The organism is Blastomonas natatoria, assembly GCF_003201955.1.
GTDB lineage: Bacteria > Pseudomonadota > Alphaproteobacteria > Sphingomonadales > Sphingomonadaceae > Blastomonas > Blastomonas natatoria.
Genome location: NZ_QJJM01000013.1, coordinates 46,482 through 68,279, shown reverse-complemented (window position 1 = coordinate 68,279; position 21,798 = coordinate 46,482). Strand labels below are relative to the sequence as shown.

Below are 21,798 nucleotides of genomic sequence, written 5' to 3'. Positions count from 1 at the left end.
AGGGAGGAATCGGAAAAACTGCGTCGCTCTTAGCAAAGTCGGGCGAGGTTTCAACCTTGTCGCGCCGTTGTCGCTAGTGCGGATCAATCGCAGCTCGATGTCGCAGCGGAGCATTTCGTCGCAGGCTTGGGGCTAGGGCGTTGTCACACCCGCATCCTGTCCCTAAGAGGGCCTGCATGTCGCAAGAATTACTGGATAACCGGGGCAAGGGCCTGGCAAACTGGAGCCTGCCGCCGGTCCATCCCGAAGGTCGCAAATTCGCCGTTATCGCAGCGGGCATCACGCTCATCTTCGCGCTGATGGCATGGGAAACGCTGGCCTGGCCGATGGGCGGAATAACGCTGTGGGTGCTCGCCTTCTTCCGGGACCCTGCCCGCGTCACACCACTGGACGAACGCTTCATCATTGCGCCTGCCGATGGGCTGGTAACCCTCATCCAGGAAGTTGCACCGCCTGCTGAGCTTTCCGATCCGGAGGGCCTGGGATCGGCACCGTTGTGGCGCATATCGATTTTCATGAGTGTTTTCGATGTCCATATCAACCGGGCACCGATTGGCGGCACGATCCGCCGCATCGTCTATATATCGGGCAAGTTCCTCAATGCCGATCTCGACAAGGCAAGCGACGAGAACGAGCGCCAGCATGTCATGATCGAACGCAGTGACGGTCTGCGCATCGGCTTCACCCAGATCGCCGGGCTCGTCGCACGGCGGATCGTGCCCTTCGTGAAGGAAGGCGATTTCGTGGCGGTGGGCCAGCGCGTCGGGCTGATCCGCTTCGGTAGCCGGGTGGACGTCTATCTGCCCGGCGGAACTGCGCCGGCCGTGGTCAAGGGCCAGCGCATTGTTGCCGGGGAAACCGTGCTCGGCATCGTCAACGATGCACCGATGCGCGAGGGCATTGCGCACTGATGCTTGCCCCGGCCCTCCCGCTTGACCTGCTGCCCTGGAGGATCCCTGCATGACTGCACCTGACCCGCTGGACCGACGGGGTCGTCGCGGACCCATACGATATCTGGCGGGACGGCGCTTTCGCCTGCGCGAAGGGCTTACGCTGCGCGCCATGGTGCCCAACGCGATCACGGCGAGCGCCATGTGCTGCGGTCTCACAGGGATTCGTTTCGCCTTGCAGGAACAATGGCCGCTTGCCGCCGGTGCGATCGTGCTGGCGGGCGTGCTCGATGGCATTGACGGCCGCGTCGCACGGATGCTGAAGGCGCAGAGCCGCTTCGGCGCCGAGCTCGACTCCCTCGCTGATTCGATCGCCTTCGGCGTCTCCCCGGCAATGGTGCTGTTTTTGTGGTCGCTGAACGAACTGCCGCGCTTCGGCTGGCTGATCGCCCTTGCGCTCGCTGTCTGCTGCGCGCTGCGTCTGGCAAGGTTCAATGCGCAAATTGATCTGGAAGATCAGCCGCACAAGTCCGCAGGATATCTCACAGGCATTCCCGCACCTGCCGGAGCCGGCCTGGCCATGTTGCCCCTCTATCTCTGGATCGAGACCGGTGAGGAGATGTTCCGTCACTATAGCGTAATCGGTCCATGGGTCCTGCTGATTGCGTTTCTGATGATTTCGAACGTTGCCACGTTCAGCTGGTCATCGCTGAATCTCCGCAAGAACATCCGGCTAGAGGCGCTGGCGGTCTTTGCGATCACCGCAGCGTCGCTGCTGACCGTTCCATTCATTACCCTGACGGCGATCTGCCTGATCTATCTGACGCTCATTCCGTTCGGCATACGATCCTATGCCAAGGTCAGGCAGCAGCGCGCCAATCCAGCGAATTGACGCGGCTAGGCGCGCGGACGGGCATCTGCACGACGATCCGCGGGGCGTAATCCGGGGCCTGGGCCGGGACGTACCGCGCCGGCTGCCGCATCTGACCCTCAGCCACACGCCCCTGCCCTGCCAGCCGATAGGCCGTGAACAGCGCGTCGAAGCGCTCGGCAGATCCCGCAAAGGACTGGGCAATCACCAGCACCGCTCCGACAGCGGCAGCGGCGAAGAAAAGGGCAATGGCAACAGCAAACATGGCGCTACATCCTGGCTCGCGTCCGATGTGCGACACAGCGCATCGACGCATTGTGGATAACTCGGTGGACAGATATTGGTTCCAATCCGGGACGATCCTGAACACTTAACCTGTTCTGTATACCCTTTGTTCCACTCCTGTTCCGTTCCGTCAAGCGCAAAAAGTTCAAGGCACAACATTTCGTGCTGGATTTCCGGGCGCAATGCCCGTAAGGGCGCGCTCGTCCGTGGCAATGGGTCACGGTCAATCCACATGGAAGACACACATACCGGTGCCCCGGCCACCCTTTGAGGGTCAGGCCCACAAGGTTCCCGTCTTCCAGAGGCACAACCGGAAAGGAAATCCCTATGGCGGCACCTGTCGTCACCATGCAGCAATTGATCGAAGCCGGCGCGCATTTCGGCCACCAGACCCACCGCTGGAACCCGCGCATGAAGCCGTACATTTTCGGCGCCCGCAACGGCATCCACATCCTCGACCTGTCGCAGACCGTGCCGCTGTTCGCGCGCGCCCTCGAGTTCGTCTCCGCCACCGTTCAGGCCGGCGGCAAGGTTCTGTTCGTCGGCACCAAGCGCCAGGCTCAGGCCCCGATCGCCGAGGCCGCCCGCGCCAGCGGCCAGCATTTCGTCAACCACCGCTGGCTGGGCGGCATGCTTACCAACTGGAAGACAATCTCGGGTTCGATCAAGCGCCTGAAGATGCTCGAAGAGCAGCTCGCCGGCGACACCTCGGGTTTCACCAAGAAGGAAGTTCTGCAGCTGACCCGCGAGCGCGACAAGCTGGAACTTTCGCTCGGCGGCATTCGCGACATGGGCGGCATTCCCGACGTGATGTTCGTGATCGACGCGAACAAGGAAGACCTCGCCATCAAGGAAGCCAATGTTCTGGGCATCCCGGTGATCGCGATCCTCGACTCGAACGTCGATCCGCAGGGCATCGCCTTCCCGGTTCCCGCCAATGACGACGCCGCTCGCGCCGTTCGCCTCTATTGCGACGCGGTTGCCGCTGCTGCCACCAAGGGCCGCACCGGTGCTGCGGTCGCCTCGGGTGCGGACGTCGGTGAAATGGCCGAGCCGCCGGCAGAAGCGGCGCTGGCAGAAGCCGCTGCCGAGACCGGCGACGCTGCATAATCTGGCCGGGCGGGGCTTCGCCCTGCCCCGCTGGCACAAAACTGACACATGCAGGGGCTACGGGCCGGGCAATGGCCCGCACCTGTGGCCCCTGCGTCCATATTCAAAACAAGGAACACGAACATGGCTGTTGTAACCGCTGCTACTGTCAAGGAACTGCGCGAGCGCACCGGCGCCGGCATGATGGACGCCAAGAAGGCGCTGACCGAAGCCAATGGCGATATCGAAGCCGCTGTCGACGCACTGCGCGCCAAGGGCCTCGCCACCGCGCAGAAGAAGTCGAGCCGCACCGCTGCCGAAGGTCTGGTGGGCATCGAAGTCGCTGGCCTCAAGGGTGTCGCCGTTGAAGTGAACAGCGAAACCGACTTCGTCGCCAAGAACGACCAGTTCCAGGATTTCGTCCGCAAGGTGACCTCGGTCGCGCTGACCACGGGTGACGATGTCGAAGCGCTCAAGTCGGCTGAATATCCCGATGGCGGCAGCGTCGGCGACAAGCTGACCAGTTCGATCGCCACCATCGGCGAGAACCAGTCGATCCGCCGCATCAAGACCGTCTCGGTCGATCAGGGCGTGGTCGTCTCTTACATGCACAATGCCGTCGCACCGAACCTCGGCAAGATCGGCGTGCTGGTCGCGCTCGAAGGCGATGTTGCTGCCGACGTGCTCGAGCCGCTGGGCAAGCAGATCGGCATGCACATTGCCGCTGCCTTCCCGCTGGCACTCAATGCTGATGGCCTCGACGCCGAGCTGATCGCGCGCGAACGCAAGATCGCCGAGGAAAAGGCTGCCGAAAGCGGCAAGCCCGCCGAAGTGCAGGCCAAGATGGTCGACGGTGCGATTGCCAAGTTCGCCAAGGAAAACGCGCTGCTCAGCCAGCTGTTCGTGATCGACAACAAGACCCCGATCGCCGACGTGGTGGCCAAGGCTGCCAAGGATGCGGGCGGCAAGATCACTCTCAAGGACTATGTCCGCTTCCAGCTCGGCGAAGGCATCGAGAAGGAAGAAACCGACTTCGCGGCCGAAGTCGCGGCAGCTGCTGGTCTCTAAGCTCCAGCGCTGACACACACGAAACGGCGGGTGGCTTCCGGGCCGCCCGCCGCTTTTGTGTCGGCAGTCCTGACACAAGGGCTTCACCGGCCGGCCCAGTTCCCGCAAAGATGTGAAGGAACGTGCTTGGCAGTGCCGGATGCACTGACTATGGTGCCCGCCACCCGGCCCCAGGGCCGTACCTCATCCCAGATACCGGATATTTCATGACCATCGCTTCCTACCGCCGCATCCTCCTGAAGCTGTCGGGGGAAGCCCTGATGGGCGACGGTCAATACGGCATCGATCCGGCCACCGTTTCGCGCATGGCTGCAGAAGTGAAGGCCGCCAAGGATACCGGGCTTGAAATCTGCCTGGTCATCGGCGGCGGCAATATCTTTCGCGGCATGGCTGGCGCTGCAAAGGGCATGGATCGCGCCCAGGCCGACTATATGGGCATGCTCGCCACCGTCATGAACGCGCTGGCGATGCAGAGCGCGCTGGAGCAGCTTGGCGTTCCCACCCGCGTCCAGTCCGCGATCGAGATGGACAAGGTGTGCGAGCCGGTGATCCGCAGGCGCGCCCAGCGCCACCTCGAAAAGGGTCGCGTGGTGATTTTCGCCGCTGGCGTCGGCGCACCCTATTTCACCACCGATTCCGGCGCGGCGCTGCGCGCTGCCGAGATGAAGTGCGATGCGCTGCTGAAAGGCACCAGCGTCGATGGCGTGTACAATGCCGATCCCAAGCTCGACCCCAATGCCGTGCGATATGAAACATTGAGTTACGACCGGGTCTTGCAGGATAATCTCAAGGTCATGGACGCCAGCGCGGTCGCGCTGTGCCGCGACAACTCCATCCCCATCGTGGTGTTCTCGATCCGCGAACAGGGCAATCTCGCCCGCGTTCTGAGCGGCGAAGGCACTGCGACAACCGTACATCAGAAGGACTGAACCTGTGGCACAGTTTGACAAGAAGGATCTGGAACGCCGGATGAATGGCGCGGTCGAATCGCTCAAGAGCGACCTTTCCGGCCTGCGCACCGGACGCGCCAACACCACGCTGCTCGATCCGGTGACGGTCGAAGTCTATGGCGCACACATGCCGCTGACGCAGATCGCGACCGTATCTGCACCCGAGCCGCGCATGCTGTCGGTCCAGGTGTGGGACAAGTCGAATGTCGGCCCCGCCGACAAGGCGATCCGCTCGGCGGGACTCGGCCTCAACCCGATCGTCGATGGCCAGACGCTGCGCCTCCCGATCCCGGATCTCACCGAGGAGCGTCGCAAGGAACTGGCCAAGCTGGCCGGTCAATATGCAGAAAAGGCACGCGTCGCGATCCGCAACGTCCGGCGTGACGGCATGGATTCGCTGAAGACCGACGAGAAGAAGGGCGAGATCAGCGAGGACGAGCGCAAGCGCTTCGAAACCGAGGTGCAGAAGCTGACTGACGACATGATCGCGCAGGCGGATGCCGCGGCGACGCAGAAAGAAAAAGAAATCCTCGGACAGTGATCTTCCGTCCGGCCCCGAAATTGCCCAAGGCAGAGGCGCACAGCGCTGCCCTGCCCCATGCGGGACTGGCAACAGCCGTTGGCGTCCGTCATGCCGCCATCATCATGGATGGCAATGGGCGCTGGGCCGCCAGACGGAACCTGCCGCGCTTTGTCGGACACAAACAGGGTGTCGAGGCGGTACGTACCACGGTGCGTGCCGCGCGCGACATGGGGCTTGAGGCCCTGACGCTCTACGCCTTCTCCTCGGAAAACTGGAAACGGCCCGAGGATGAGGTGTCGGATCTGATGGGGCTGCTGCGCCATTTCATCCGCGCCGATGTCGACGAGTTCATTGCCAACAATGTGCGGCTGAAGATCATCGGCAATTATCGCGCACTCGCGCCCGATCTCGTCGACATGATCGACGACGTCGTTCACCGCACGGCGCACAACAGCGGGACGACGCTTGCCATCGCGCTCAACTATGGTGCGCAGGACGAACTGGTCCGCGTGGCCCGCGCGCTGGCACATGCGGCGGCTCGCGGCGAGATCAACCCCGATGCGATCGAGGATGCGCATATCGAAGCTGCGCTCGATACCGGTGACCTGCCGCCGCTCGACCTGCTAATCCGCACCTCGGGAGAACTGAGGTTGAGCAACTTCCTCCTGTGGCAGGCGGCCTATGCCGAACTGTACTTCACCGACACGCTCTGGCCCGATTTCAACGGCGACAGCCTGGCAGAGGCGTTTACCGCCTATGCCGCGCGCGAAAGGCGCTTTGGTGGCCGCTGAACCCGTCCGGCGTTCGCTGTTCGGCCAGGATCTGGCGGTTCGCACGGGCTCGGGCGTGGTGCTGGTCGCCATTGCGGGCACGGCCTTGTGGCTGGGGGGGATCGCGTTCTGGCTGCTGCTGATGGCCGGCGCGCTGGCGATGCAGCATGAATGGGCCGGGCTGGTCGGCCGCATGGAACGCCGCCGCCTGTCGATGCTGGCGCTGATGGCGCCCTTGTCGATGCTTTCCCCGCTTGCCGATGGCCCGGGCTTTCTCTCGCTCGGATTCATCATCGGCGGCGCCTTTTTCATCGCCACCGTGGATCGCAGCTTCCGCCTGGCCTGGGGCGTGCTCTATTGCGCCGTGCCGGTCATGGCCCTGCTCTATCTGCGCCAGCAGGACAACGGACTGCTGCTCGCCTTCTGGACGATGGCGACGGTGTGGGCCACGGACATCGGTGCCTATTTCGCCGGGCGCGGCATTGGCGGCCCCAAGATCGCGCCCTCGATCAGCCCCAGCAAGACCTGGGCCGGGCTGGCGGGCGGCATGACGGCGGCGCTGGTGTTTGCGATCGCTCTACGCGAATATCTCGATCTTCCCTATATTCTCGTGCTGGCCAGCGCGCCGCTCGCAATCGTGGCGCAGATCGGCGATTTTCTGGAGAGCTGGATGAAGCGCCAGGCGGGGGTCAAGGATTCAGGAGCGCTCATTCCCGGCCATGGCGGCATACTCGATCGTGTCGACGGGCTGGTGCCGGTTGCGCCAGTCGTCGCAACGCTGGTTGCAGCCAATGCATTTTGGGCGCTAGGATAGGAACTCGATGTCGCGCGCAGAAACGCTCTCTCCCGGCCTTATCGTGCCGCCCCCGGTCGCGCACCCGCGTACGATCAGCATCTTCGGTGCCACCGGTTCGGTCGGCACCTCCACGCTCGATCTCATCCGGCTGAACCCTTCGCATTATCGGATCGTTGCGCTGACAGCCCATAGCGATGCCGCCGGGCTCGCGAGGCTGGCGCGTGAATTCGGTGCTCAGGTTGCAGTGATTGGCGACCCCGCCCAGCATCAGACGCTTGCCGATGCGCTCGAAGGCTGCGCTACGCAAGCCTGGTCCGGCCCGCAGGCGCTGCTCGATGCGGCCGATCTCGACGCCGACTGGACCATGGCCGCGATCGTCGGATGCGCAGGGCTTGCTCCGATCATGCGCAGCCTGTTGCGCGGACGCAGCGTCGCGCTCGCCAACAAAGAGGCGCTGGTCTCGTCGGGCGCGCTGATGATCGAGGCTGCGCGCAGCAGTGGCGCCACGCTGCTGCCTGTTGATTCCGAGCATAATGCTATATTCCAGTGCCTTGCCGGCGCTAGTTATGATCAGGTGCAAAGCATCACGCTGACAGCCAGCGGTGGTCCGTTCCGCACCTGGACGCTCGATCAGATGCGCGCTGCGGGGCCCGCCCAGGCGGTCGCGCATCCCAACTGGTCGATGGGCGCCAAGATCTCGGTCGACAGCGCAACCATGTTCAACAAGGGGCTCGAACTGATCGAGGCCTATCACCTGTTTCCCGTCGGTCTCGATGCGATCCGCATTCTGGTGCACCCGCAATCGGTGATCCATTCGATGGTCGAATATCGCGACCGTTCCACGCTGGCCCAGTTGGGCGCGCCGGACATGCGTATCCCGATCGCCTCTGCCCTGGCCTGGCCAGACCGGATCGCGACCAACTGCGCTCCGCTGGATCTGGCCACGATCGGTCAGCTGACCTTTGAGCCCCTGGACGATAAGCGCTTTCCCGGCCCCGGCATCTGCCGCCAGGCGATCGCAGCCGGCGGCGCAGCGCCAGCCATTCTCAATGCTGCAAACGAGATTGCGGTCGCCGCGTTTCTCCGGGAGGAGATCGGATTCCTCGACATCGCCGCGATTGTATCCACTGTGCTGGCAGGCTATACCCCGGCAGAACCGCAATGCCTGCAGGACGTGCTGGCGATTGACAAAGATGCGCGCGTGCATGCTGCCGCCGCCGTTCGAACCAGGAACTGACACTTGAACGAAAATCCCGGCTTTCTGCTGACCGTCATCGCCTTTCTGCTGGTGCTCGGCCCCCTGGTCTTCGTGCATGAGATGGGTCATTATCTGGTCGGACGCTGGTTCGGGGTAAAGGCGGAGTCCTTCTCCATCGGCTTCGGGCGGGAGATTGCCGGCTGGACCGACAAGCGCGGCACCCGCTGGAAGCTTGGAATGCTGCCCCTGGGGGGCTATGTCCAGTTCGCGGGCGACATGGATCCGTCGAGCCGGGCCGATCCCAACTGGGTCGCGCTCCCCGCCGAGGAACGCAACCGCACCTTCCAGTCCAAGAGCCTGTGGCAGCGGGCGCTGATCGTCTTTGCAGGCCCTGCCATCAACTTCCTGTTTGCAATCCTGATCCTCGCTGGCTTCGCCTTCGCCTATGGCAAGAGCGTTACCCCCCCGGTCGTGGCGGGTGTGCTGCCGGGGTCCGCTGCGGCCGAAGCTGGCCTGTTGCCGGGTGACCGCATCGTGTCCGTCGATGGCGAAAAGATCGAGTGGTTCGACGAACTGGGCCGCCGGATCGCCCACCGTCCTGACGAGCGCATCACGCTGCGCGCCGAACGCGGCGGCGAAACGCGCGAATTCGATTTCCGGATTGGCGTCGATATCCAGAAGGACCGGTTCGGCAACGAATATCGCATCGGACGCCTCGGCATCATGTCGGCGCAACCGGTGGTTCGCCCCGTCTCGCTGATCGAGGCGCCCGTCGTGGCGGTCGAGCGTACCGGCGATATCGTGCGGCTGATGGTCGCAACCCTTGGCCAGGTCATCACCGGTCGCCGCTCGGTTTCCGAACTCGGAGGGCCACTCAAGATCGCGCAGGTATCGGGCGAGCAGCTCTCCGCCGGGCTCGACGACTTCATCTTCTTCATCGCGCTGATTTCAATTAATTTGGGGTTCATCAACCTGCTGCCAGTTCCGATGCTCGATGGCGGCCATCTGCTGTTCTACGCGATCGAGGGAATCCGACGCAAACCGGTCAATCCCAAGGTCATGGAATGGGCATTCCGTTCGGGTCTTGCCGCAGTGCTGGCCCTGATGGTGTTCGTGACCGTCAACGATCTGGCGTCGTTCGGCCTGCTCGGCTGAAAGACGGGTTGATTGATGGCGGCGGATGTTGCAGGGGTTTGCGCACCGGGGCGGGTTATCGAACGGCTATGCAGGGACCGTTCGGTGTTTTTTGGCTTAGGGTGGGTCTTCTTTCCGTGAAATCTGAAAACAAAATCGCCATTGGCGCGCGTGCCCTCGGCCTGTTGCTGAGTTCGACCGTTCTGGCGGGAACGGCAAGCGCAGCCTTTGCACAGGCCACAGGTCCGGCAGCCCCGCCGACTGCGCCCCAGGCTGCAGCCCCTGCGCCCGCCGTTCCCACCGGCCAGCAGATCCGCTCGATCACCGTCAACGGCTCGCAGCGGATCGAGGCGGACACGGTCCGCTCGTACATCCAGCTGCGCGTCGGTGATATCTACACCCAGGTCGCCGCCGACCAGGCGCTTCGCGATCTGTTCGAGACCGAACTGTTCGCCGACGTCGCCATCCGCAACAATGACGGTGCGGTGGTGATCGACGTCAAGGAGAACCCGGTTATCAACCGCGTGATCCTCGAGGGCAACAAGCGGATCAAGAACGACAAGATCCTGCCTGAAATCCGCCTGTCGCCACGTCAGATCTTTACCCGCACCAAGGTGCGTGCCGACGTTGCGCGCATCATCGAGCTCTACAAGCGCCAGGGACGTTTCGCCGCCACGGTGGAACCCAAGATGGTCCAGCAGGACCAGAACCGTGTCGATGTGGTGTTCGAGATCAACGAGGGACCCAAGTCCAAGGTCCGTCAGATCAACATCCTGGGCAACGAGAAATTCTCGGACGGTCAGCTGCGCGGCGAAATGGCGACCAAGCAGTCGCGCTTCTACCGCTTCTTCAGCTCGGGTGACGCGTACGACCCCGACAAGCTGGCCTATGACCAGCAGAAGCTGCGCCAGTTCTACCTCACCCAGGGCTATGCGGATTTCCGCGTCATCTCTGCGGTGGCCGAGCTCACCCCCGACAAGCGCGACTTCATCATCACCTATGTCGTCGAGGAAGGCGAGCGCTACAAGTTTGGCGATGTCGCCGTTGACAGCCAGATCCGCGACTTTTCGGAAGATGGCCTGAAGGCGCAGCTGCCGATGAAGACCGGCGACTGGTACAATGCCAAGCAGGTCGAAGACACGGTCGAGCAGCTCAGCGAAACCGCTGGTCTGTTCGGCTATGCGTTTGCCGATGTGCGGCCCAACTTCAACCGCAACCGCGAAACGCTCACCATGGACATCACGTTCGAGCTGGCGGAATCGGCACGCGTCTATGTCGAGCGGATCGACATCAACGGCAACACGCTGACCCTGGACAAGATCGTCCGCCGCGAATTCCGTCTGAACGAGGGTGACGCGTTCAACAGCTTCCTGGTCAAGCGCTCGGAAAACCGCATCAACTCGCTCGGCTATTTCCAGGAAAAGTTCGAGATTGAGCAGAAGCAGGGCAGCGCGCCCGACCGCATCATTCTCGAGGCGAATGTCGAGGAAAAGGCCACCGGCGAACTTCAGCTTTCCGCCGGTTTCTCGTCGATCGAGAACTTCATCCTCCAGGCCTCGATCCGCCAGCGCAACTTCCGCGGCAAGGGTCAGACGGTCGGCGCCAGCATCAACTATTCGCAGTTCTCGCAAGGCATCAACCTCAGCTTCACCGAACCCTATGTCTTCGACAAGAACATCTCGTTCGGCGCCGACATCTTCCGCCGCGACCTCAACAGCTTCAACTTTGTCGGCAATTCGCGCAACACCACGTTCGAACAGCTGACCACCGGGGCATCGTTCCGGCTTGGCGTGCCGATCACCGAATATGTTTCGGCGCTGCTGCGCTACTCGCTGACCGTCGATGACGTGACGCTGGATCGCAGCCAGTTCTTCTCGGACCTAGACAATAATGGCACACTGGAATGCGATCCCGTCCGTGCCGGCTTCTTCCTGTGCGACAACCTGGGCCAGCGCACGACCTCGCTGGTCGGCTATTCGCTGATCTACGACAATCGCGACAACCGCATCCGACCGACCCGTGGCCAGAATATCACGCTGTCCCAGGATTTCGCGGGTCTTGGCGGTGCGGTCAGCTATTTGCGCACGCGGTTCAACGCATCGAAGCACTGGCGCATCGGCCGCAGCGATTTCATCTTCACCCTCGCGGCCGAAGGTGGCCACATCCTCGCGTTCGAGGATCGCGGCACGCCGGCGCAGGGCATCGACGATATCCGTCTGACCGATCGGTTCTTCCTTGGTCAGCCCCAGATCCGCGGCTTCGATATCCGAGGTGTGGGTCCGCGCGTGATCCGTACCGGCTTTACACCTGAGATCGTCAACGGCGTCGTGGTCAACACGCCGATCACGGAACGACGCAACCGGGTGGATGACGCCCTGGGTGGACGTTATTACTATCTGGCCCGCGCCGAGCTCGACATTCCGCTGGGCAGCGGCGCAAGAGAATTGGGCCTGCGCCCATCCGTGTTCGTGGATGCCGGCGCGGTCTTCGGCGTGGTTCGTCCGCTGCTGCAGACGCCCCAGAACCGCGACGAGAACGGCAATCTGCTGTTCCTGGAGGTTGGCAGAGACACGGCTGGCAACGAGGTCATCAACACGGTGACCAATGCTACCAATGCAGCAGGCCAGCCCAATACTCCAAGCCTGGCCTTTACCGAACAGTTCTTCGGTGATTCACCCAAACCTCGCGTCACCGTGGGCTTTGGCGTCAACTGGAACTCGCCGTTCGGACCCTTCCGCATCGATATCGCCCGCGCCCTGCTCAAGGAGCCGGGCGACGACACCCGTCTATTCACATTCAACGTAGGGACCCAGTTCTGATGAAACTTCTGCTCAAATGCACCGCCGCTGCCCTGATGGCCGCCGGCACCCTGGCCTCGGGCGCGATCGCACCCGTCGCCGCCCAAGCCGTTTCGGGCATCGGCATTGCCGATCAGCGCCGTGCGGTCGTCGAATCGTCGGCCTTCGTCAACGCCAACAACGCGCGTCCGACGACGTACAAGGCGCAGTATGATGCAGCGCAGGCCAAGTCGAACCAGATCCGTCAGCAGCTCGAGCCGCTGGTGAACAAGTTCAACACCGACGTTCAGGCACCTAATGCGCAGGCCAATCAGGCTGCGTTGCAGCAGCAGCTGGGCCAGATCCAGCAGCTGCGTGAACAGGGTTCGCAGGAAGTGCAGGAAATCCTGCAGCCCGTCGCCCTGTCGGAAGCCTATGTGCTCGAACAGATCAGCGAAAAGTTCGACCAGGCCGTGCGTCAGGCGATGACCAAGCGCAAGATCACGATCGTGTTCGAGACCGGCGCGACGCTGGCCCATAACGATGCCTATGACCTGACCAAGGACATCACGGCAGAGCTCAATACCCTGATCCCTTCGGCTCAGCTGGTGCCACCGCAGGGCTGGCTGCCGCGTCAGCAGCGTGAGCAGCAGGCCGCGCAGCAGGCTGCCCAGCAGGGCCAGGCCCGCCCGGCAGCACCGGCTGCCCAGCAGCCCGAAGGCCGGTAAGTCCGTTCCATGGCCGAAGGCGATGTGAACTATGACATCCTGAAGGTGATGGCGGCGCTTCCGCACCGCTATCCCATGCTGCTCGTCGACCGCGTGGCGCGGCTGGACATCGACCAGTCGATCCACGCGATCAAGGCGGTCAGCATGAACGAGCCGTTCTTTCAGGGCCACTTCCCTGCCCGCCCGATCATGCCCGGCGTCCTCATCATCGAGGCGCTGGCGCAGGCTGCGGGCATCCTGGCGGTCGAATCCCTGGGGCTCGCAGGCTCGGGCAAGCTCGTGTATTTCATGGCGATCGACGGTGCCAAGTTCCGCGTTCCGGTCGAGCCCGGCGTGCTGCTCGACCTGCATGCCGAGTTCGAGCAGAAGCGCGCCAAGGTGTGCAAGTTCAGGGCACGCGCCGAAATGAACGGCAAGCTCGCCTGCGAAGTCGGCTTTACCGCAATGATTGCCGACCCGCCGGCCTGATCGGTACTTCGGTAAAGCTCTTGCTTTTGATGGCACGCAGCGTTATGCGCGCCGCTTCCCATTCATCCTGCGGGCTGGTCGGAACCAGCCATATTCAAGGACAAAGACGATGAAGAACGATATCCATCCCGATTACCACATGATCAATGTGAAGATGACCGACGGCACCGTGTACCAGACCCGCTCGACCTGGGGCAAGGAAGGCGACACGCTGCAGCTGGATATCGATCCGACCTCGCACCCGGCATGGACCGGCGGCAACCAGCGCATGCTGGATGCAGGCGGCCAGGTCGCCCGCTTCAACAAGCGTTTCGGCGGCATCTCGCTCAAAAAGGGCTGAGCATCGCCCCTCGCCTGAGGGACGCTATAAAAAAGGGCTGCGAACCATCTGGTTTCGCAGCCCTTTTTTGATTCATTGAGGACGCGTATTCGGCTGTGAAACCGGGTTCAGATCCCCTGCGAAGGCAGCGGCCCATCTCCAGAGCTTTCAGGCTATCATCACCGGTCCAGCGTCCAACAGACTACTAACCAAATCCACTGACCGTCTGCACAGCAGGCAAGTGCAGGTGATGGGCCCCTGCCTTCGCAGGGGACCGGTTTGTTGTAGAGACTTCAACAAGATGTCCCGCCTGCGCAGGGGAGCCGAGCGTTACGCAGGCGCGGCTGCGTTCTCGATCAGCGCGCGCACGGCCGCCACCGCGTCATCCGCCTTGCTGGCGTCCGGACCACCGCCCTGGGCCATGTCGGGACGGCCACCGCCACCCTTGCCGCCCAGCGCTTCGACCCCGGCGCGGACCAGATCGACCGCGCTGAAGCGTCCGGTCAGATCGTCGGTCACGGCCGCAGCAAAGGCGGCACGTCCGTCATTGGTGGCGACCATCACCGCAACCCCCGATCCGAGCGCCGACTTGGCCTGATCGAGCAGACCGCGCAATTCCTTCGGATCGAGCCCATCGATCACCTGTGCCTGGAAGCTGACCCCGCCGACGGTTTCGACCGCAGGCCCGGCCTTGCCGCCACCCCCGCCCAGCGCCAGTGCCTTGCGCGCCTCGGCCAGTTCGCGCTCGAGCGCGCGGCGTTCCTCGACCAGCGCGGCGATGCGCGTCTCGACCTCGTCGGGCGATGTCTTGACCAACGCCGCGATCGCCTTGACCCGCTCGTCGCGTGCCACCAGCCACTGGCGAGCGCCTTCGCCGGTCAGCGCCTCGATCCGGCGCACGCCGCTCGACACCGCGCTTTCGCTGACGATGCGGAAGATGCCGATATCGCCGAGCGCGCGCACATGCGTGCCGCCGCACAGCTCGACCGAATAATGCTTGTCGGTCGCACGGCCCATCGAGAGAACGCGCACTTCCTCACCGTATTTCTCGCCAAACAGGGCGAGCGCGCCCGCCTGAACGGCGTCATCGGGGCTCATCAGCCGCGTCGTCACCGCCTCGTTGGCGCGGATTTCGGCATTCACCTCGGCCTCAATCGCAGCCATTTCCGCGTCAGTAAGGGCCTTGGGATGCGAGAAATCGAACCGGAGTCGATCGGGCGCGACCAGCGATCCCTTTTGGGTGACATGACCGCCCAGATGGTTGCGCAGCGCCGCGTGCAGCAGGTGCGTCGCGCTGTGATTGGCGCGCAGCGCATCGCGCCGATCGACATCGACCGCGAGATGCACGGTATCGCCGACCTTGATCGTACCAGCCTCGACGCGCGCCTGGTGCGCGTGCAGCCGGCCAAGCGGCTTGGAGGTATCGTCAACGACAGCCTTGAGCCCGCCGAGCGACGAGATGACACCGGCATCGCCCATCTGGCCGCCACTCTCACCATAGAACGGTGTCTGGTTCACGAGGATGGTGACGGTGTCGCCTGCCGATGCGCTATCGATCTCGGTACCGTCGCGGACAAGCGCAACAACCTCGGCCTCGCCTTCGGTGGCGGTATAGCCGGTGAACTCGGTGCCACCGGCGCGCTCGGCAATATCATACCAGATCTCGGCCGACGCCGCCTCGCCCGAACCCTTCCATGCGGCACGCGCGGCGGCTTTCTGCGCGGCCATAGCGGTGTCGAAGCCTTCGCGATCGACGCCCAGGCCGCGGCTGCGCAGGGCATCTTCGGTCAGGTCATAGGGGAAGCCATAGGTGTCGTAGAGCTTGAACGCGGTCTCGCCCGAGAGCACCGCGCCTTCAGCGAGGTCCGCGGTGGCCTCGTCGAGCAGCCTCAATCCCTTGTCGAGGGTCTGGCGGAAGCGGGTTTCCTCGCGCTCCAGCGTTTCCTCGATCAACGGTTGCGCGCGGACGAGTTCGGGGAAGGCCTGGCCCATTTCGGCGACGAGGGTCGGCACCAACCGGTGCATCAGCGGATCGGCCGCGCCCAGGATATGCGCATGGCGCATGGCGCGGCGCATGATCCGGCGCAGCACATAGCCGCGCCCTTCGTTGGCGGGCAGCACGCCATCGGCGATCAGGAACGAGGTGGCGCGCAGGTGATCGGCGATCACGCGATGGCTCGCCTGATTGTCGCCCGTGGTCGCAGTGCCGGTCGCCTGGCCCGAGGCGGCGATCAGCGCCTTGAACAGGTCGATGTCGTAATTGTCGTGGACGCCCTGCATGACTGCGGCGATGCGCTCGATGCCCATGCCGGTATCGATCGACGGCCGCGGCAGGTTGGTGCGGCTGCCATCGGCATGCTGTTCATATTGCATGAACACCAGGTTCCAGATCTCGATGAACCGGTCGCCGTCCTCGTCCGGCGATCCCGGCGGGCCGCCGAAGATATGGTCACCGTGATCGTAGAAGATCTCGCTGCATGGACCACACGGGCCGGTATCGCCCATCGACCAGAAATTGTCCGAAGTGGCGATGCGGATGATCCGCTCGTCGGGCAGCCCGGCGATCTTCTTCCACAGCCCGAATGCTTCGTCGTCGGTGTGATAGACGGTGACGGTCAGCCTGTCTGCAGCCAGGCCCCAGGTCTTGTTGACCAGGGTCCAGGCGTGGTGGATCGCCTCTTCCTTGAAATAGTCGCCGAACGAGAAATTGCCCAGCATCTCGAAAAACGTGTGATGCCGCGCGGTATAGCCGACATTGTCGAGATCGTTGTGCTTGCCGCCGGCGCGGACGCATTTCTGCGACGAAGTGGCACGCGCATTGGCGCGGGTCTCCAGCCCGGTGAACACGTTCTTGAACGGCACCATGCCCGCATTGACGAACATCAGCGTCGGGTCGTTGTGCGGAACCAGCGGCGCGGAGGGCACGATGTCATGGCCGTTGCCCCCAAAATATTCGAGGAACGAACGCCGGATGTCATTTGTCGATGTCATGGCTGCGACATAAGGCGAGTTGAAGCGAGATTGAAGCAATATATGCGCAAAAATGAAGGGACAGAGCCGCTTGCCTGCTGCCCTGCCCCTTCGAACCGTTCCAACCAATTGCCTGCCCGCTCCGGCGATACGCCAGAGCGAGAGACCCAGGCCGATTACATGTCGTCGCCGACATCGTCCTCGGCATCGGGACCGGTCATCATCTCTTCGGCCACCTTGTCCTGCTGGCCGCGGATCAGGCCCTCGATCTTGGCCATCATCTCGGGATTCTCCTTGAGGAAATTCTTGGCATTCTCGCGTCCCTGGCCGATGCGCACCGAATCGTGGCTGAACCAGCTACCGGCCTTCTCGACAATGCCCGCCTTGACGCCCAGATCGAGAATCTCGCCGATCTTCGAGATACCCTCGCCATACATGATGTCGAATTCGACCTGCTTGAACGGCGGCGCGACCTTGTTCTTGACGACCTTCACCCGCGTGGTGTTGCCGACGATATCGTCGCGGTCCTTGATCTGGCCGGTGCGACGGATGTCGAGACGCACCGAAGCGTAGAATTTCAGCGCATTGCCGCCGGTGGTCGTTTCCGGATTCCCGTACATCACACCGATCTTCATGCGCAGCTGGTTGATGAAGATCACCATGCAGCGCGAGCGGCTGATCGAACCGGTCAGCTTGCGCAGCGACTGGCTCATCAGGCGCGCCTGCAAGCCGACATGGCTGTCACCCATCTCACCCTCGATTTCCGCCCGCGGCACCAAAGCCGCGACCGAATCGACCACCAGCACGTCGATCGCGTTCGACCGCACCAGCGTATCGGTGATCTCCAGCGCCTGCTCGCCGGTATCGGGCTGCGAGACGATCAGCTCGTCGATATTGACACCGAGCTTCTTGGCATAGACCGGATCGAGCGCGTGTTCGGCATCGACGAACGCGGCGGTGCCGCCGTTCTTCTGGGCTTCTGCGATCACGTGCAGCGCCAGCGTGGTTTTCCCCGAGCTTTCCGGACCGTAGATTTCGATCACGCGGCCGCGCGGCAGGCCGCCGACACCGAGCGCGATATCGAGGCCCAGCGATCCGGTCGAGATCGCCTCGACCTGCATCGCCTCCTTGGAGCCCAGCCGCATCGCCGACCCCTTGCCAAAGGCCCGGTCGATCTGAGCCAGCGCCGCATCGAGCGCCTTTTGCCTGTCCATGGATTTTGCCTCTTTTTCGGTCTGGATGAGTTTAAGCTGCCCGGCCATAGCCCTGCCCTTTCATGCGTAATTGCTCCGGACCTCCGGCGCAACGACTCAGTGATGTACCCAATCTGTTCTTATAGAACAGGTAGGGAACATCGTTGCGCAACGCAAGGACAAAAACGCGATCAGATACGCGCCAGCACGGCTTCGAGCGAGGCCAGCGTATAGGGCTTGGCGAGAGTGGGGGCGGACGCATGCTCGGGCGGAATCGTGTCGCCACCGCCGGTCGCGAAAACATAGGGAATGCCCATCGAACGCAAAGCATCAGCAAGCGGCCAGCATTTGTCGCGTCCCAGATTGACGTCGAGGATCGCTGCATCAAAGCCCCCCGCCTCGATCGCTTCAAGCCCATCGGAAAGGCTTGCAACCATGGCAGCAATGCCGTGACCGGCCAGGTCGATGAAATCCTCCAGCAGCATGGCGATCATCGCCTCATCCTCGGCGATCAGAAAAGTCCTGGCTTCACTCACTGCAGTCTCTTTCCTTCACTCGCTTTGGGGAGCCGATGCGGCCAGCGCGCCATGAACGGCGTCGACGATCTGCGCAACGGAAAAGGGCTTGGGCAGGAAATGCACCTGATCGATCGAGATGCTCTGGCGCAGCGTTTCCTCGGCATAGCCCGACATGAACAGGATCGGCAGACCGGGCATGCGTTTGCGCATTTCCACCGCCATGCCCGGTCCGTCGAGATTGGGCATGACGACATCGCTGACGACAAGATCGAACGGCCCGCTATCGCTCAACCGCTCGAGCCCATCCTCGCCATCGGTCGCGGTGACCACCGTGAAGCCCTGCCGCGTCAGCGCGCGCTCCGCTACCGCGCGCACCATGTCTTCATCCTCGACCAGCAGCAGCCGGGCATTGCCCCATTGACCGTTGCTCACCTTGACCGGCGCCTTGCGATTGCGCTGCTCGACCGCACCGCCGCGATAGACCGGGAAATAGATCGAGAAGGTCGTGCCCTGGCCCGGCTCCGAGTCGACGAAGATATAGCCGCCGGACTGCTTGACGATGCCGTAAACGGTCGAAAGGCCAAGCCCCGTGCCCTTGCCCACTTCCTTGGTGGTGAAGAACGGTTCGAAGATGCGCGCCTGCACATCGGGCGGCATGCCGGTGCCACCATCCTCGACCAGGATCGCGCTGTAATCGTCGACCGGCAGGATATCGCTGTTCATTGCACGCACATCGGCCGCCGTCACCTTGCGTGTGCGGATGGTGAGCGTGCCGCCGGGGGGGCGCTTGGCGAGCATCGCATCGCGGCCGTTGACCGCGAGGTTGACGATCACCTGTTCGAGCTGGCCGGGATCGGCGCGAACCGGGCCGAGATCGCGGTCGTGCTGCACCTCGAGCACGATCTTCTCGCCGATCAGCCGCTTCAGCAGCTCGGATGTATCAGAGACGATATCGGGCAGTTGCAGCACCTGCGGCCGCAGCGTCTGCTGCCGCGAAAAGGCGAGCAGGTGCCGGGTCAGCGAGGCCGCACGATTGGAATTGCTGCGGATCTGCTGGATGTCGTCATAGTCGCTGTCGCCGGGGCTGTGCCGCATCAGCATCAGGTCGCAATGGCCGATGATCGCGGTCAGCACATTGTTGAAATCATGCGCGACCCCGCCTGCAAGCTGGCCGATCGCCTGCATCTTGCTCGCCTGCGCGACCTGGCGCTTGAGGCGGCTTTCCTCGCTATTGTCCTTGATCGACAGCAGCACCGCAGCCTCTCCCACGCCACGCAGACTGGCAAGCGACAGCGTCACCGGCTCATCGGGCTGGTGGCGCAGGCGCAGCGCGACATCGCCCGCCATCGCCTGGCCGCTGGCATGGCGGCGCACCGCATCGGCGATCGCGCCCTTGTCCTCGCGCACCACCAGATCCCCGGGATAGGGGGGAAGCTCGGCCTCGGTGATCCCCGCCGCGCGCAGGAACGCGTCATTCGCAAACAGGAACCGACCGTCGCGATCGGTCATAGCCAGTCCGACGGGCAGCAACCCGAGCAGCGTCTGGACATAGCCGAGCGCGGTGCTCCGGTCGACGCCGCTGGCATCCTCGTCGATCAGGACGACCAGCGCAGGCGCCTTCTCGCGTTCGCCCGGGTCGGTCACCTGGAGCGGATCGACCAGCGGCAGGTGGAAAAGCCTGAGCGGTACGCCCTTGCGCCCCTCACGCTCGAAATAGATGCGGTTGCGTTCGTCCGCGCGCAGGAAGCTGGCCAGATCGCGCCCGACGATATTGCCTGCCTCGGCCCCGGCGGCGCGCGCGGCAAATGCGCTGTTCGCAGCGCGGATGCGCCCTTCGGCACTGATCGCTGCAGCCATGAAGCCGCCCTCGCCCAGCGCACGGCCCGGCCGTCCGGTCAGCATGGCGTCGGCCTCGACCGCAAGATCGTGGCGCTGCACGGGCTCGAATTTCCACAACAGATGATCCTGCCCCCGCCCGACCCGGCGGACATGGGCTTTGATCGTCACGCCTGCGGCCACAAGACCGCCCGCCTTGCCCTCCCCATCGCGCCAGGCCGCACGGCCTGCCTCTGCCAGGATATCGCCGCCCTGGCCGGCAAGCGTCAATTTTGGCGGCACCATCTCGGCACCGAACTGGTCGATGAAGCGCTGGTTGGCGCAGATCATCCGCCCCGCCTCATCGGTAATGGCAATGGCGATCGTCGGATGATCCGTCGCCGCAAAGGTTACCGACCAGTCCGCCATCGTGTTCTGGACGGCGGCACGGGGCGGAAACTGTTGCCGCACGAGCAGGATCAGCGACGCCAGCGCCACCAGTCCCCCGGCAAACAACGCCAGCGGCACCCAGTCACCCAAGGCCAGCCAGATGAGCGCGCCGCTCAGCACCAGTCCGCCAATGATAATCAGCGCGGTAATGCGGGCGTCGGGGCTGTCGGGGTCGGGCAGTGCAGGCATCCATTCCGGCCAGTCATGGTCGGGGCGGGCACGGGTGGTGGTCAAGGTCGTCGGATCCCCCTGGCGTGGCGCGTCCGGCCAGCCTCAGTTGCAGGGGATGACGCTAGCGCAATCTCGGGCGCGTTACAAATCCGCTGATCGCGGTTCAGCGGTGGCGCACCCGCGCAAGCCGACGCTGGCGCTTGCCTGCGATCCAGATACGCCAACCGATCGCACTGACGACATAACCGATTGCCGCCATCACGACCGCCAGCACGACGAGGCCAAAGGCGGTGATCGATGCCGCGCCTGTCAGCCATTCCATCCAGGTTTCGACATGCGGCTGGTTGAGCGCGGTCGCGACCGGCTGACCGAAGGTTGTGGCATCGACGCGAAGGATGAAGCTGCCGACATGATAGGCTGCGACCCAAAGCAAAGGCGTGGTGAAGGGGTTGGTGATGAAGGTGGTAAGCGCCGCCACCGGCACATTGGCACGAAAAGGCAACGCAAGCAGTGCCGCGCCAAAAATTTGCGCAATCGGCAGGATCACGCCGACCAGCACGCCCAGCGCAACACCACGCGGCACCGACCGCCGGGTAAAGCGCCATAGCTCGGAGCGAAGCACGCGCGCGGCAAAGGGCCGGATGAAGCGGTTCTGCTCCATGCTCTCGCGCGTCGGCATGTTGCGCCCGACCCAGCGGCTAAAACGGCCCTCCGTCAATTCCAATCCCTTGTGCCCTTTTCGCTGCCCGCATCGAGCGGCAGGGCTCATGTGGGAGCGCCGCCGCAAAAGGCCATAGCCGCATGCGGATTAAAAC

General features: G+C 63.5%; 20 protein-coding genes. 14 read left to right on the top strand and 6 right to left on the bottom strand.

Features of this window, described 5'->3' with window-relative positions:
* The first annotated feature begins 176 nt into the window (after window positions 1-176).
* Complete coding sequence (locus C7451_RS15480) at window positions 177-911, top strand: phosphatidylserine decarboxylase (RefSeq protein WP_110299864.1); 735 nt, start codon at window positions 177-179, stop codon at window positions 909-911.
* 49 nt (window positions 912-960) lie between these two features.
* A complete protein-coding gene (locus tag C7451_RS15475) occupies window positions 961-1,782 on the top strand; it encodes a CDP-alcohol phosphatidyltransferase family protein (RefSeq protein ID WP_110299863.1) in 822 nt (273 codons plus the stop codon).
* Here C7451_RS15475 and C7451_RS15470 read toward each other — a convergent pair.
* Window positions 1,751-2,026 (bottom strand): hypothetical protein, encoded by a 276-nt coding sequence (locus C7451_RS15470; protein WP_110299862.1) that lies wholly within the window; start codon window positions 2,024-2,026, stop codon window positions 1,751-1,753. The two genes, C7451_RS15475 and C7451_RS15470, sit on opposite strands and share 32 nt — an antisense overlap.
* A 347-nt stretch (window positions 2,027-2,373) precedes the next feature.
* On the opposite strand from C7451_RS15470, the gene rpsB reads away from it, so the two are divergent.
* The 12 genes from rpsB (at window position 2,374) to rpmE (ending at window position 13,887) form a co-directional block, all read left to right on the top strand.
* Window positions 2,374-3,156, top strand: coding sequence for a 30S ribosomal protein S2 (gene rpsB, locus C7451_RS15465; RefSeq protein WP_110299861.1), 783 nt, complete (start codon window positions 2,374-2,376; stop codon window positions 3,154-3,156).
* A gap of 123 nt (window positions 3,157-3,279) precedes the next feature.
* Complete coding sequence (tsf, locus tag C7451_RS15460; protein WP_110299860.1) at window positions 3,280-4,203, top strand: translation elongation factor Ts; 924 nt, start codon at window positions 3,280-3,282, stop codon at window positions 4,201-4,203.
* 206 nt (window positions 4,204-4,409) lie between these two features.
* The gene (gene pyrH, locus C7451_RS15455; protein WP_110299859.1) at window positions 4,410-5,132 is read left to right on the top strand and encodes a UMP kinase; all 723 of its coding nucleotides are present in this window, start codon (window positions 4,410-4,412) and stop codon (window positions 5,130-5,132) included.
* A gap of 4 nt (window positions 5,133-5,136) precedes the next feature.
* Window positions 5,137-5,694 (top strand): ribosome recycling factor, encoded by a 558-nt coding sequence (frr, locus tag C7451_RS15450; protein WP_110299858.1) that lies wholly within the window; start codon window positions 5,137-5,139, stop codon window positions 5,692-5,694.
* Window positions 5,695-5,798: 104 nt separating this feature from the next.
* The gene (gene uppS, locus C7451_RS15445; protein ID WP_244181956.1) at window positions 5,799-6,467 is read left to right on the top strand and encodes a polyprenyl diphosphate synthase; all 669 of its coding nucleotides are present in this window, start codon (window positions 5,799-5,801) and stop codon (window positions 6,465-6,467) included.
* Window positions 6,454-7,260: a phosphatidate cytidylyltransferase gene (locus tag C7451_RS15440; protein ID WP_110299902.1), complete on the top strand. Its 807-nt coding sequence runs from the start codon at window positions 6,454-6,456 to the stop codon at window positions 7,258-7,260. The genes uppS and C7451_RS15440 overlap by 14 nt, the downstream gene beginning before the upstream one ends.
* 7 nt (window positions 7,261-7,267) lie before the next feature.
* Window positions 7,268-8,479, top strand: coding sequence for a 1-deoxy-D-xylulose-5-phosphate reductoisomerase (dxr, locus tag C7451_RS15435; RefSeq protein ID WP_110299856.1), 1,212 nt, complete (start codon window positions 7,268-7,270; stop codon window positions 8,477-8,479).
* 3 nt (window positions 8,480-8,482) lie between these two features.
* Window positions 8,483-9,595: an RIP metalloprotease RseP gene (gene rseP / locus C7451_RS15430; RefSeq protein ID WP_110299855.1), complete on the top strand. Its 1,113-nt coding sequence runs from the start codon at window positions 8,483-8,485 to the stop codon at window positions 9,593-9,595.
* A 116-nt stretch (window positions 9,596-9,711) separates the two neighbouring features.
* On the top strand, window positions 9,712-12,393 hold the full coding sequence (bamA, locus tag C7451_RS15425; RefSeq protein WP_110299854.1) for an outer membrane protein assembly factor BamA: 2,682 nt from the start codon (window positions 9,712-9,714) through the stop codon (window positions 12,391-12,393).
* Window positions 12,393-13,079 carry an OmpH family outer membrane protein gene (locus tag C7451_RS15420; protein ID WP_110299853.1) on the top strand — a complete coding sequence of 229 codons (687 nt, stop codon included), beginning with the start codon at window positions 12,393-12,395 and terminating at the stop codon, window positions 13,077-13,079. Before bamA ends, C7451_RS15420 begins: the two co-directional genes overlap by 1 nt.
* 9 nt (window positions 13,080-13,088) lie before the next feature.
* Window positions 13,089-13,547: a 3-hydroxyacyl-ACP dehydratase FabZ gene (fabZ, locus tag C7451_RS15415; protein WP_023836949.1), complete on the top strand. Its 459-nt coding sequence runs from the start codon at window positions 13,089-13,091 to the stop codon at window positions 13,545-13,547.
* A 109-nt stretch (window positions 13,548-13,656) separates the two neighbouring features.
* Window positions 13,657-13,887, top strand: coding sequence for a 50S ribosomal protein L31 (rpmE, locus tag C7451_RS15410; protein ID WP_110299852.1), 231 nt, complete (start codon window positions 13,657-13,659; stop codon window positions 13,885-13,887).
* Between the two features lie 309 nt (window positions 13,888-14,196).
* Here rpmE and alaS read toward each other — a convergent pair whose 3' ends face one another.
* The 5 genes from alaS to C7451_RS15385 all read right to left on the bottom strand — a co-directional run bounded on the left by alaS (window position 14,197) and on the right by C7451_RS15385 (window position 21,662).
* Window positions 14,197-16,857 (bottom strand): alanine--tRNA ligase, encoded by a 2,661-nt coding sequence (alaS, locus tag C7451_RS15405; RefSeq protein ID WP_110299851.1) that lies wholly within the window; start codon window positions 16,855-16,857, stop codon window positions 14,197-14,199.
* 155 nt (window positions 16,858-17,012) lie between these two features.
* Complete coding sequence (recA, locus tag C7451_RS15400) at window positions 17,013-18,098, bottom strand: recombinase RecA (protein WP_110299850.1); 1,086 nt, start codon at window positions 18,096-18,098, stop codon at window positions 17,013-17,015.
* Between the two features lie 122 nt (window positions 18,099-18,220).
* Window positions 18,221-18,565 carry a response regulator gene (locus tag C7451_RS15395; protein WP_110299849.1) on the bottom strand — a complete coding sequence of 115 codons (345 nt, stop codon included), beginning with the start codon at window positions 18,563-18,565 and terminating at the stop codon, window positions 18,221-18,223.
* Window positions 18,566-18,580: 15 nt separating this feature from the next.
* A complete protein-coding gene (locus C7451_RS15390; RefSeq protein WP_208625233.1) occupies window positions 18,581-21,001 on the bottom strand; it encodes a hybrid sensor histidine kinase/response regulator in 2,421 nt (806 codons plus the stop codon).
* Between the two features lie 145 nt (window positions 21,002-21,146).
* A complete protein-coding gene (locus C7451_RS15385) occupies window positions 21,147-21,662 on the bottom strand; it encodes a DUF2062 domain-containing protein (protein ID WP_110299848.1) in 516 nt (171 codons plus the stop codon).
* Window positions 21,663-21,798 lie beyond the last annotated feature (136 nt).